Below are 12,695 nucleotides of genomic sequence, written 5' to 3'. Positions count from 1 at the left end.
GGGGTGATATAGATAATTTCGATTCAAAAATAAAACATATTGATTGAGTTGATACTTTTTCCGTTGTAATTTTGGAAAACCTTTTTGTCCCGAATCGTCTGTCCGTTTATGGAACTTTCCGTTAAGGAACCCTCTTCCTCCACTCCGAAGGTACCCGGCCGGACCGGGGTCCTGATCGTCAACCTCGGCACGCCCGACAGCCCGTCGGTGCCTGACGTGCGCAAATACCTGCGCGAATTTCTAATGGACGGCCGGGTGATCGATATTCCCTTCATTCCCCGTTTTCTGCTCGTGAACGGCATTATTGCCCCTTTTCGGGCCCCCAAATCGGCGAAGGTATATCGGGAGGTCTGGACGGAAAACGGCTCTCCGCTGAAGTATTACGGGCAGGTGGTCGAACGGGAGTTACAAAAGGTGCTGGGCGACGCCTACGTCGTGAAACTCGCCATGCGCTACCAGAACCCGGGCATCGATGCCGGTCTGGCGGCCTTTCAGCAGCTTGGGCTGACGGAAATCGTCGTGGTGCCTTTTTTTCCGCAGTATGCCTCGGCCACGACCGGATCGGTCTATGAAAAGGTGATGGAGGTGGTTTCGGGCTGGCAGATCATTCCCCGCATCGAGTTCATCAACAGCTTCCTGGATCACCCGAAATTCATCGAAGGCTTCCGGCAGCTGGGCCGGAAATACATGTCCGAACAGACCTACGACCACTACGTCTTCAGTTACCACGGCCTGCCCGAACGGCAGATTTATAAGGGAGATGTGACGAAACAGGTGTGCAAACTCGGCAGCTGCTGCGATTCCCTGCACGCCATGAATCAGTATTGTTACCGGGCGCAGTGTTTCGAAACCACCCGCCGGCTGGTGCGGGCGCTGGGCATACCGGAGGGTAAATACACGACCTGTTTCCAGTCGCGGCTGGGGAAAGACCCCTGGATTCAGCCGTACACCGAAGAAGTCGTGAAGGAACTTCCTAAAAAAGGGATCAAAAGTGTTCTGGCCTTTTCACCGGCCTTCGTGGCCGACTGCCTCGAAACGACCATCGAAGTCGGGGAGGAGTATAAGGAATTGTTCGAGAAGCACGGCGGAGAACGCTGGCAGCTAGTCGAGAGCCTGAACGACAGCCCGCTCTGGATCGAAACGCTCGCCGACCTGGTGAAATCATAAAAAAGCCCGCTTCGTAAGGAAGCGGGCTTTTTTATTTTAGCGGCTGGCGATTTCCCGCCCTTTCGGCGTAAACCGTTCCACCTTGTGGCTCACCGGTTTGACCGTCTTCAGATACGTGTAAATAGCGCCGAGGTCCTGCTCGCTCATACCGGCATACATCGTCCAGGGCATGATGGTCATGAACTCCTTGTTTTCCAGCGAAGCCGGGTGCGTAAAGTTCTCCCGGGCGGCTTTGAAGCGGGAGACGAACGACTCCTTCGTCCAGGTGCCGATACCGGTTTCCCGGTCCGGCGTAATGTTCAGCGAGCGCACGGTTCCGGTCGGCATCGGGAAGACCCGGCCCCCGGCCAGGTCCATGCCCGGCAGTTTGTTGCCTTTGTCGTCCGTCGGCGTGTGGCAGTCCCCGCAGCTGGCGAACGTGATGAGGTATTTCCCGTAAGCGACCGTATCCGCCGGGTCGGGCCGTTGGGTGGCCTCCCGTTTTGCCGGGATGGTGTTGATGATCAGGTTCATCGGGAAGTCGGACTCGGAAGCCGGGATGGCCCGGTTCTCGATGGGTTTCAGCGTCCGGATATAGGCGATGATGGATTTGACGTCTTCCGGATCGACCTGGGCGAAGTTCGGGTAAGGCATCAGCGGGAACAGAGCCCGGCCGTCCTTGCTGACGCCGGTGGTAATGGCCCGGTAAATTTCACCGTCCGTCCAGTTGCTGAGGTGGGCCGGGGTGAGGTTGGGAGCGAAGTAGTTCCCCGGAAAACCCATCTCGCGTTTGAACGCTTCCCCGCCTTTGCCTTCCGTGCCGGCTACGAGCGGTCCGGAGGAGGCTTTCCAGTCCCGTTCCGAGTGGCAGTCGATACAGATGGCGACGTGGTGGGCCAGGTATTTGCCCCGCGCGATCTGGGCCGAGTCGGCTTTCACGGTAATTTCCGGTGGCGGTCCGACGTTCGGCAGGGCCAGTTTGATGTAGGCAACCCCGATGCCGGCCAGAATGACAATACCGACCAGGACGAACAGCAGGATTCGTATGGCTTTTTTCATTGTGTAGTATTTTGATTAAGAGGAAGTAAGGAGTCGTAAACTTATCCAAAAAAATGAAGGATGATGCATCTGTGCCGGCCTTTTGATTATCCGGTAGTCGGGTCATACCGTTCTGTAAAAACCGGCGGATTTTAGCTCAAAAGCCAAAAAAAAGACCTGCAAGGTTTTCCTTGCAGGTCGGAGTCGATGAAGTAGATAATCCTGACTAAACGAGCGTGATCAGTCCTTTGACGACCGCGCCCAGGCGGACGGCATCGAACACGCGGGCTTCGGTGGCGCCGTGCTTCAATACGCTTTCTTCGTGCGAGCGAACGCACAGTTCACAACCGTTGACGGCCGAGACGACCAGGCTGACCAGTTCGAAGAACTCCTTGCCCAGCACCGGATTCATCATGATGCTCATCCGGATGCCCGGCTGGGTCTGCTGATAATAGTCTTTTCCGGTAAAGTGGCGGAAGCGGTAGAACACGTTGTTCGTGGCCAGCAGCGAGGTGCAGGCCAGCACTTCGGCAATTTCCGCGTCCGTGGCGCCTTCCTGACGGGCGCCGGCGGTGAAGGCGTCGATGAGCGGCTGGTGCTTTTCATTGACGGCCACCGAGAGCGCCAGCAGCCGGGTTTCCTTTCCGGAAAGGTGCTGACTGCTGTTCAGGACATTGCCGACGTTGATTTTCAGGTCGCGCAGATACCGGTGATCCACCTGTCCCAGGGTTTCCAGGACCGGTGAAACCGCCGTTCCCTCCAGCCCGATGTTGGCCAGCAGCGACGATATGGTTTCGTTTTGAATCGAAGACGTCATAAGTTGAATTGTTGAGTTGTTGAATGATTGAATTGTTGAATGCTGCGCTGCTAATTCAGCACTGCGGAGCCTATTCAACAATTCAATCATTCAACAATTCAATCATTTACGCAGTCAGTGTAGCTTCGCCTTTGGTCCAGTTGCAGGGGCACAGTTCGTCGGTTTGCAGGGCGTCGAGGACGCGCAGGACTTCGTTGACGTTCCGGCCGACGGAGAGGTCGTTGACGGATACCCACCGCACGATGCCCTGGGGATCGACGATGTAGGTGACGCGGTAGGCCACTTTCTCGTTGGCTTCCAGGATACCCAGCTCTTCGGCCAGCGATTTGGAGGTGTCGGCCAGCATCGGGAATTTCAGACCGCGCAGGTCGTCGTGGTTTTTGCGCCAGGCCAGGTGTACGAACTCGCTGTCCGTCGAAGCGCCGATCAGGATCGTATCGCGGTCGGCGAAATCTTCGAATTTAGCGTTGAATTCGGCGATTTCGGTCGGGCAAACGAACGTGAAATCCTTCGGCCACCAGAACATCACCATCCATTTGCCGGAGTTCTTGTGATCTTCTGAAGACACTTCGTAGAATTCGTTGCCTTTTTCCAGAGATACGACCGCCAGCTTTTTGAACTCGGGAAACTGGGAGCCTACCGATACGATTTGATTTTTCATAGTTTGACTTAATCGTTACAGGTTGTGTGAACTAACATTTGTGCAAAATTGAACAGAAAGCGGATAGAAAGCATATTCAATTTATTGATTACCAATAGAGAAAATCTATCGCTTTATTTAACTATCTGATCCTAAGTATGCTCATTTTTGACAAATTAAAAAAGCACAAAATCTTATAAGTTGTGCTACAAATAAGATTTTGTGCTTTTCAAGGGAATAGTTTTGCTTTTACCCGTAACAGCGCACCTCCATCAGGGCCGCCGGGGCCGCTCCGTTCATGGCTTTCAGATGGAGGGTCAGCCGGTCCGTTTCGAGCGGCTCCGCAAACCGGATGATGTTGCGGGTCTGGTGGTTGTCCGGCTCGTGCAGAATCCGTTCCTTCCGGTCGTTGCAGAGTACATATTCCTTCACGCAGAACGGCGAGGCCGTTTCGGGATGGGTCATCAGCACCGATTCGAGCGGGTGATCGAAGTCGCCGTCGAAGAACAGCTCCACCCGGCTGATCCGCTGCTTCTCCGGCCAGCTGAAACTGACGGTCGGATTGGGGTCAGTCGGGTCGGCCACCCAGGCGTTGGGCCGGCTGGTCGGGCGCTGAATCCCGTTCCGCAGGTTCTCTGCACCGAACAGCCGGATGCCGGGTTCGATGCGCAGCGCGATATTCTGCCCTTTTGGCCGCCGTTCGGGTGTCCAGAATTCGAAGGCGTCCACCCCGATGTCCTCCTCCGGTTCCTGCCGCCCGAAGTTCGACACCGCCGGGTTGATCTTGTTGAACACCGACAGCACCCCGCTGACCCGCAGCTGGCTGTACTGAAGCCTCACGTGCTCGTTTTTATGGAATAACAGAAAGAGATAGCCGTCCTCTTCCAGCACCGTATCGAAGGCCAGCGGCACCTCCTGCTTGCCTTTCCGGAGCGGCAGCGTCATGGTTCCGAGCGTGACGTCCGGGGTATGGTTCTGCGGTTTCCCGCTCTTTCGAAGTTCGACGGTCAGCGTGGTTTCCTGGTCGGCGCTGACCCAGGCCGCCACCTGCGGCACCGGCCCGGCCGAAACCGGAAGCATCTGCCCGGCCGAATAATGCAGCGGAAGCAGCGGCCCGTCCGGCGGTAAGAGACTCAGGGTCAACTCGCTGGAGGCCGACAGTTCGGCGCTCCGAATCAGGTCGGCGGGGTCGTGCAGCGACAGGCCGGGAAGGTGGTGGCCGGTTTTCAGCAGTTCCTGCTGGAGTTCCTGCATCCGGGTAGGCTCGGTCAGGTCGCGCGGACGCAGGCCGTCGCGGGTGCAGAGGGCGGCCGCCATGCCCACGGCCTGCCCGCCGTGGGCGCTCGTTCCCATCACGCGCGACGACCCGAAGGCCACGTGCGAGGCACTGATGATCCGCCCGGCGATGAACAGGTTGCGGATGTTACGGCTGTAAAAGCAGCGGTAGGGAATGCCGTAGATTCCTTTGCTGTGCCACTGATTGCAGCCCGGCTTTTCGGAAAAAATACCGTCGGCGGGATGCAGGTCGATGGACCAGCCGCCGAAGGCCACGGCGTCGGGCTGGGAGCGCTGCTCGACCACGTCCTGCTGCTTCAGGAGGTAGTCGCCCTCGAACCGGCGGCTTTCACGCTTGCCCGGAATGTGCCCGACCCATTCCAGCGTCATGGTATCGGCTTCCGGGAACTGCCCCGAATTTTTGATGTGGTTCCAGACCCCGTACACCACCTTCCAGAGTTCCCATTTGATGGTTTCCGTTTCGTGGACCGTATCGAGCCGTCCGCCGTATTCGATCCACCAGAGCTGGCAGCCCTGCTCTTTGGCATTGAACCGCCGGTAACGGGGAATTTTGGTGATGTCGCTCAGGGCGTAGGAGGGCGGCACAAACCGGACCGGTTTGCCGGTATCTTTGGTATAGAAATACAGGGAATGCCCCAGCAGTTCGCCGTACTCGGCCGTCGGGGCAAATTTCTCCCCGAATTCCTCCCTCGACTCGGCTCCCATCCGAAAAGCCGCCCCGGCCTGGAAGGCCACGACGCCGTCGCCGGAGGCATCGCAGAACAGCGGAGCCGTCAGTTCGTAGGCCGTGCTGTTCTGACTGCAGAAGGCCCGCAGGCCGGAGATGGTTTCGGCATCGGCTTTTTCCACCTCATATACCGCCGTATTCAGCAGCAGCCGGATGTTGGGTTCGCCGATCACCTTTTCGAGCAGGATGGTGTCGAAAATCAGCGGGTTGCCTTCGGGGTTGCGGTACAGGTTTTCGAGCAGCAGCTCATCGATGACGCCCCCTTCCCGCGCCCAGCGGTTGTTGTTGCCCATGTGGGAGGTCGCCCCGAGCACCCACAGACGCACCTCGGAGGAGGAATTGCCGCCCAGCACGGGCCGGTCCTGCACCAGCACCACGCGGATGCCGGCCCGGGCGGCCGTGATGGCGCAGCAGGTGCCGGAGAGACCACCCCCCACCACAATCAGATCGGCCTCGTGCCGGATGGTTTTCAGCGCGCGTTTATCGGTTGCTTGTTCGCGTATCATTCTTCAGGTCAATTACTTGATGGAGGATCGGGAAGCCGGTCGGTTTCACCACTTCCACGGTGACGGTCGGGTCGAATCCCCGGATCGGCACGTTGAGTTCGGCACTCTGCCCGGGCTGTAATTCCGGGATAACCAGGCTTTCGGGGTTCGTCCGGCCGGTTGCCGGATTGATCGTGAGCCGGTAATTCTGAAGGGCATAGGCCGGGAAGTCGGGCCGGGCCGTGACGCGCAGCCGGAGCGTATGGACCCCTTCGGAACCGGGCTGCCAGCCGGTTTTTTCCACCGTCAGCGGGGCCATACCGGTCTGGTGAGCGGTATACAGCAGCCGCTTCGAGCGGTCCGGACCCACCAGCCCCCAGGGCCGGAAGCCGTTCGGGTTCGTGCCCACGTGCCGGCTCTGGTAATCGTTGAACGACCACCACGACGCACCCACTACGTAAGGCAGCGGCCGGATGTCGCTCAGGAACTTCTCAATATGAGTTACCTGCCCGGCTTCTCCGTCGCGCCCGTCGGCCCGGGTGCCGTATTCACTGACGAAAATCGGTTTGTCAGGATATAATGAATGGATGTGTTTCAGGACGGTGAGGTGGTTGCCGTAGGTGTTTGTCGAGATGAAATCGCAGTACTGGCTGGCTTCGTCCTCCGGTTTTTTGGGCAGGATGTTCAGCCGCATCGAAGCGAAGGTGTACAGACGGGTCGGGTCCAGTTCGCGGGCGTAGGCGATCATGTCCCTGGTCCACCGCTGGCCGGACGGGCTCTCGGAAAGGTATTCGTTTCCGACGCTGTAGGCGATGACCGAGGGGTGGTTCCAGTCGCGTTCGGCCATCTCCCGGAACTGCTGCCGGAATTTGGTCCGCATGGTGTCGTTGTCCATCTGCCGGGGCGTCAGCTGCCAGTTACCCGCTTCCGTGATGATGAGCATGCCGTGGCGGTCGGCCCAGTCGTAGACGGTTTCGGAGGGCGTGTAGTGGGTCAGCCGCTGAAATTCCATCCCGGCTTCCTTCATCAGCCGCAGGTCTTTTTCCACCAGCCAGTCCGGCTCCATCGACCCCAGGCCCGGATAATCCACGACGCGGTTTCCGCCCGCCATCTTGACCGGTTTGCCGTTCAGCAGCAGCTGGGCGTTGCGGACCTCCACTTTCCGGATGCCGAAATGAGTCCGGACGGTATCGCTGCCCGCGATGAACTGAAGATCATACAGGGTGGGCTGGTCGACGCTCCAGAGACGAACGTCCGCGGCTTTCAGGGCGGTTTCGGCTTCCAGAATCAGGCTCCCGTCGGCACCGGACGTAGCCGGCAGCGTTTTCCAGTTCAGGGCCACGGCTTTGCCGTTCTGCTCCACCCGGATGACGGCTTTGGGCGACACCGCCTGACCGGTGGTGTTCCGGATGCGACCGCGCACTTTCAGCGTGGCGGTGCCTCTGGTCAGGTCGGGCATGGCGTCCACTTTGATATTCTCGACGTACACCGCCGGTTCGACGGTCAGGTAGACGGGCCGGAGGAGGCCGCCGTAGTTGATCCAGCCCATGAACGGGTCGTTGGGCTGGCCGTTGTCCTTGGCCCCGGGGATGGTATTGGTGCGCCAGGTGTTGTTGTTGACGCTGACCGCCAGCACGTTATCACCCGGTTTCAGGTAGTCGGTTACGTCGAAATGGAACGGGGTATAACCGCCTTCGTGCGTCCCGACCTTCCGGTTGTTGAGCCAGATACCGGTTTCGTAGAAAGCCGCGTCGAAATGCAGCAGCACCCGTTTTCCGGGGGCCGGCTGCCAGGGGAAACTGCGCCGGTACCAGGTGGTGCCGGTATAGAACTGGTAGCGGGGGTCGGCCGAAAAGCAGTGCGGCACCGTCACCTTATCCCAGCGGCTGGGCAGATTGGTGTCCAGAAACCACTGCTCCTTTTCCCCGACCTCGCGAGGGTCCATCGCGAAGCTCCATTCCCCGTGCAGCGGAATGGCCTTCGGATCGCGGATGCCGTACTGGGCGAACGTGCTGGTGATGGATAAGATAAAAAGGAGGTATCGCAGGTAGTTCATAAGCTATGGTTGTCGAAAGGCGTTCAGGCAATTCGCTGAGTTTGGGTGTTCTTGAGGGGAATCTCATGGAGCCGGATTTTCGTGGCCGCCCGGAACGGGATGACGGCAGAGGCCAGGATGATCGTGGCGATGGCGGCCGTGACGCCGGCGCCGGAAGGGGTGAGCACGCTCAGAATGTAGAGCATGAAGGCGGTGAATACCAGCGCCCCGGCAATGACCCGCAGCCCGAAACGGTTCTGCCGCCGAACCTCGACCGCTTCCTCCTCCGAGCCGGTTTCCCGGGCGGCTTCCTCCCGCTTCCGCTCCCGCAGCATCCGGTAGTTCAGATATTCCTTCGCCACCACCCCGCGGGAGCGCGCCCACAGCTCACAGGCCAGCAGGAGCAGCAGCGGCAGGCCCACGCCGACGGCGGTTTCAGCCCCGCGCGTCAGCTTGAAATCCAGCAGCCAGGGCGACAGTACCTTGAAGAACAGGTTGACCGTCAGGCCGATACCGGTGATCCAGAGCGTCGTGCGGCTGTCGAGCCGTTTGGAAAACAGCGCCCAGAGAGGAGGGGCGAGCAGCGGCCCGCCCGAGATGGCCGAAATACTCAGCACCACCTCCACGATGCCGCCGGCGGCCGGCACCAGCAGCGCAATGCCGATCATGCCCAGCCCGAAAAACCAGGACGAACCCCGCGCCACCCGGATCAGCTGCCGGTCGGTGGCGGCCGGGTTGATCAGCCCCTTGTAGATGTCGTTGGTAAACACCGCCGACACCACGTTCAGGGCGGTATTGGCGCTGGCCGAGGTCGAGAAATACATACCGGTCAGCATCAGACCGAGCAGGCCCGGCGGCAGCACCAGCTTGCAGATCATCAGGTAGGCGTTTTCGGTATCCAGACCGGTCAGGGTCGGGTTGACGGCTTTGTAGATCATCGGCGGGAGCATCCAGATGACCGGGCTGATCAGGTAGAGACCGGCGAACAGAAAAGCCACTTTTCGCGCCGATTTCGGGCTTTCCACGCTTGTGTACCGCTGCACAAACGTCCAGTTGCCGCCGATGTAGCAGATGTGGTACAGCACGAAGGCCAGCACGAAACCGAAGGTATATTCGCCGTTGAGCAGGTTGAAAAAGTCATCCGGCACGGCCTGCACGAAGCCTTCGAAACCGCCGACCCGTTCCAGCGAGAGCGGCAGCAGGATGAACACCGCGGCCGACAGCACCGCAAACTGGAGAATGTCCGTCACCATCACCGCCCATAACCCCCCGACCGCCGTGTAGGCGATCATGAACAGGCCCAGACCGATGGTGCAGGGCACGATCGGCAGGTTCAGCGACGCGCTGACCAGCTTCGCCACCGGATACAATACCGATCCCTTGATGAATACCGACACCAGGGTAAAGATGAAAATGTAGGATTTCTGCACCGGCAATCCCAGCCGCTCGCGGATGAACTCGGCGGCCGTCAACGCCCCGGCGGCCTTCCAGCGCGGGGCCAGATAAAGGCCCGTCACCAGCGCCCCGATGCACATCGTCCACTGGATCGTGACGGCCACCCACCCGTATTTGTAGGCGATGGAGCCCCAGGCCACGAAGGTGCCGGCAGAGAAGAAGCTCATAAACAGCGACAGCCCGCCGATGAACCACGGAACGGCCTCTCCGCCCGCAAAAAACGATTTCAGGTTGCGCCCCGTCCGGGCAAAGAGCATCCCGATTCCCAGCACGAAGGCCGAGAACACGACGATGACGACGGTATCGATGGTGGTGTTCATTCGTTTCGGTTATTTCAGCGAACTCCGGCCGCTTTCGGGTGAAAAAGTGACGGCCAGCACCTGTATACCGAAGGGCGGGATTTCCAGCGACACCGGCTCGTTCGGATTTTTGATCTCCACGCCGGTATCCAGCCGGCGCAGTCCGGTGATCCGGGCGTTGCGGCCCTCGGCGATGCGGCTTCCGTCCAGCGAAAACTGGAAGGCGGTGGCCTGGGCGCGGTTGTTCAGCAGGGTGACGTAATACCGGTCGGTGCCTTCGGCTTTCGCCAGAATATAATCGATCGAGGGGCTGGTGGCCTTCAGCAGGCCCTCCCGGATGATCAGGTCGGCTTTCTGGCCGTAGATCGTTCCGGGCGCGAAGCCGTAGGTCTGGTGCGGCCCCACCTTGGGCGTCACGAACCCGCGCGGGAAGCTCACTTTGCCGCCCGACCGCAGTTCGGCTTCGGCCAGCAGGTAATCGGTGATCCAGCCGACCTGCCACCAGGCGTGGTGCGGATACGGCCCGGCGCCCCGGTTCATGGCGTTCCAGTAGTAGGAGGCTACGCTGGTGGCCGGGTCCACAAAGGCGTCGCGGCCGATGGCGCCGGCGCGGGCCAGGTCGGCAAACAGCGGTTCTTTCGTCAGCCCGTACATCCGGATGAACAGGCCCGCGTGGCTGCACAGCTGGATGGGCCCGTGCCGCGTGGCCGATCCGAAAATACCGCCGTGTTCGAAGCTGAGGCCGGTCTGGCTGATCTCCCAGTCTTCCCGTTCGGTGCCGTTCACGGTTTTCTTCCGCCGGCTCGCGATCGGGTGGGTGTAGATGGAAGTGGTGTAGATTTTGGCGGCCATGACGGCGGCTTCCCGATACCGGGCATCGCCGGTCAGGTCGAACAGGTCGAGCAGCGCCTGGGCCGACTGGCCGGTAGCGAAGTCGGGCGCGTAGCGGGCATCCCCGCAGACGCCGAGGAAACGGCCGGTTTTCACGGCTTTCTCGATGAACCAGTCGGCGCCTTTGCGGGCGGCTGCGAGGTATTTCGGATCTTTCAGCAGCCGGTGCGCGACGATCAGGCCGTAGAACGTGGGCCGGACGTCCTGCACATCCTTAAAGATTTCCTTCTCCGAATGCCGGTCGTAGGCCACGGCCCAGCTTCCGTCCGGTTTCTGCCAGTTCAGCAGGCGGTCCGCGCCCAGGCGCAGCCGTTCCTTCAGTTCCTGATCGTCCGGTTTGAACAGCAGCATGTTGCCGATGTCGAGCAGGGTGTAATAGGTCAGCCCGATCGGTTCGACCACCTCGCCCCATTCCTCCACGAATTTCTTCGATTTCGCCAGATAATACTGCCCCACGGCGGCCCCTTTGAAAAAGCCGTCGGCGGTCTGCTGCTGGGTCAGCTTGAAGTTTTCGGCGTACGGCAGCACGTTGCCGGTGAGCTTTGGGTCTTTGGTGGTGGTTGCCAGCATCCACATGGCCCCGTAGTCCGAGTTTTTCATCGCATCCTTATCCGACCCGACCACCCCGCCGAGGTACGACTGCGCCCCGATCTTCCTGCCCTGATACTCCTCGACATTCCACATCGAGGTCTTGGGGTCAGTCAGGTAGTGGTGCATCTTCTCGATGCGGTCGGTGAGCGACTGGCGGCTCTGGCGCAGGGCCAGCGATTCCTTAAACCGGTAGACGTCATACACCGCGTGGTTCAGCGCCCGGAACCAGTCGCCGTCGGTCAGGCTATAGCGAAAGGTATAGGTAATGGTTTCTCCGGCTTTCAGGCTGGATTTGGGTTCGCCCAGGACGGGAAAATACAGCGTCGGCGTCAGCTGCGCCTTCCGGTTCATGTGCGACAGGCCGATGTTCCAGTCGATCTGGGTGATCTTGTCCGAAGCCCAGGGGTCGCGGGCCAGGCCGGGTTCCGGAATCACCGAGAGCGTCAGGCCGTTGCGGGTGCTGACCAGCGGGCTGAGGGTGCTGGCGCAGCGTTCGCGGTAAATCACCGGCAGCGACGGAATGCCGTGACCGTAGGCGTAGGCCAGCGCAAAATTCGGCTGGAGCGTATTGCCCTGAAAATACCCCGGAACGCTCGCCCAGGCCAGTTGGTCAGGCGCCACGGTGGCGAGCGAAGGGCTGGCTAAGGAGAAAAAACCATCTTTCCGGGCCGTCAGCGTCTGTTTGACGATCAGGTCCGTCGGGAAGTTCGGGTCGAGCGTCCAGTCGGTCTGCACGGTGGCGGCTTCGGTTTCCTGCTGAAAACGCAGGCCGGTTTTTCCGCCGGCCTGCGCATCTTTCGGAAAGAAGTGAAGGGCCTGCCCGGCGGTGTTCAGCGAAACCGGGTTGGTGCTTTCCGCCCACTGGACGGTCTGATACTTGTAAGCCGGTCCGGGAAACACCTCGCCGGTGATGGTTTTGAAGGTAGTTTCCGGCTCGGTCGGCGGTTTCTGGGCGGCATACAGCAGCGTGTTCTCGCCCGAGGGATTGGCGAGCGATTCCCAGCCTTTACCTTTCCGGACCTGCACCTGCGTGAGGTGCCAGCCGTCGGCCGACCGCTGCCAGCGGAGTTTCACCCGCTCGTTCTGAAGCAGCAGCGGCTGGTTCGACTGGCCGGCGCCGGGCAGGGCGGGGGCCAGCAGGAGGGTCAGAAAAAAGAGAAAATATCGGTTTTTCATGTCGTTTGCACTACCGGTTTCTGGAATGGGTCAGGGAAAGCCGGCCCCCGAATCCATGCCGGGGGCCGTTTACCGGGTTTGCCTATTTACTCGTCTAAA

General features: G+C 60.0%; 8 protein-coding genes. 1 reads left to right on the top strand and 7 read right to left on the bottom strand.

All coding sequences use genetic code 11. The features are described from left to right. Positions 1-108: 108 nt before the first annotated feature. Entirely contained in the window at positions 109-1,167 is a 1,059-nt protein-coding gene (gene hemH, locus DX909_RS09160; protein ID WP_128544833.1) for a ferrochelatase, read from the top strand. A gap of 36 nt (positions 1,168-1,203) precedes the next feature. Here hemH and DX909_RS09155 read toward each other — a convergent pair whose 3' ends face one another. From DX909_RS09155 to DX909_RS09125, 7 genes are all read right to left on the bottom strand, one after another. After that, positions 1,204-2,205 carry a c-type cytochrome gene (locus tag DX909_RS09155; RefSeq protein WP_128544832.1) on the bottom strand — a complete coding sequence of 334 codons (1,002 nt, stop codon included), beginning with the start codon at positions 2,203-2,205 and terminating at the stop codon, positions 1,204-1,206. Between the two features lie 205 nt (positions 2,206-2,410). After that, a complete protein-coding gene (locus DX909_RS09150; protein ID WP_206512980.1) occupies positions 2,411-3,001 on the bottom strand; it encodes a carboxymuconolactone decarboxylase family protein in 591 nt (196 codons plus the stop codon). Positions 3,002-3,107: 106 nt separating this feature from the next. Next, the gene (locus DX909_RS09145; RefSeq protein WP_128544831.1) at positions 3,108-3,662 is read right to left on the bottom strand and encodes a peroxiredoxin; all 555 of its coding nucleotides are present in this window, start codon (positions 3,660-3,662) and stop codon (positions 3,108-3,110) included. 228 nt (positions 3,663-3,890) lie between these two features. After that, positions 3,891-6,170, bottom strand: a complete 2,280-nt coding sequence (locus DX909_RS09140) for an FAD-dependent oxidoreductase (RefSeq protein WP_128544830.1) — start codon at positions 6,168-6,170, stop codon at positions 3,891-3,893. Further along, complete coding sequence (locus DX909_RS09135) at positions 6,145-8,205, bottom strand: glycoside hydrolase family 2 protein (protein WP_128544829.1); 2,061 nt, start codon at positions 8,203-8,205, stop codon at positions 6,145-6,147. Before DX909_RS09135 ends, DX909_RS09140 begins: the two co-directional genes overlap by 26 nt. 23 nt (positions 8,206-8,228) lie before the next feature. Then, entirely contained in the window at positions 8,229-9,959 is a 1,731-nt protein-coding gene (locus DX909_RS09130) for a sodium:solute symporter family protein (protein ID WP_128544828.1), read from the bottom strand. A gap of 9 nt (positions 9,960-9,968) precedes the next feature. Beyond that, entirely contained in the window at positions 9,969-12,596 is a 2,628-nt protein-coding gene (locus DX909_RS09125) for a glycoside hydrolase family protein (RefSeq protein ID WP_128544827.1), read from the bottom strand. Positions 12,597-12,695 lie beyond the last annotated feature (99 nt).

Source organism: Larkinella soli, assembly GCF_003703975.1.
Lineage (GTDB): Bacteria > Bacteroidota > Bacteroidia > Cytophagales > Spirosomataceae > Larkinella > Larkinella soli.
Note: the sequence above shows the minus strand (reverse complement) of the source record. Positions and strands in the feature narration are given on the sequence as shown.

Bases quoted from the DNA above. Each gene is read 5' to 3' on its own strand.
- hemH (WP_128544833.1), top strand. From the start codon at position 109: ATGGAACTTTCCGTTAAGGAACCCTCTTCCTCCACTCCGAAGGTACCC.
- DX909_RS09155 (WP_128544832.1), bottom strand. From the start codon at position 2,205: ATGAAAAAAGCCATACGAATCCTGCTGTTCGTCCTGGTCGGTATTGTC.
- DX909_RS09150 (WP_206512980.1), bottom strand. From the start codon at position 3,001: ATGACGTCTTCGATTCAAAACGAAACCATATCGTCGCTGCTGGCCAAC.
- DX909_RS09145 (WP_128544831.1), bottom strand. From the start codon at position 3,662: ATGAAAAATCAAATCGTATCGGTAGGCTCCCAGTTTCCCGAGTTCAAA.
- DX909_RS09140 (WP_128544830.1), bottom strand. From the start codon at position 6,170: ATGATACGCGAACAAGCAACCGATAAACGCGCGCTGAAAACCATCCGG.
- DX909_RS09135 (WP_128544829.1), bottom strand. From the start codon at position 8,205: ATGAACTACCTGCGATACCTCCTTTTTATCTTATCCATCACCAGCACG.
- DX909_RS09130 (WP_128544828.1), bottom strand. From the start codon at position 9,959: ATGAACACCACCATCGATACCGTCGTCATCGTCGTGTTCTCGGCCTTC.
- DX909_RS09125 (WP_128544827.1), bottom strand. From the start codon at position 12,596: ATGAAAAACCGATATTTTCTCTTTTTTCTGACCCTCCTGCTGGCCCCC.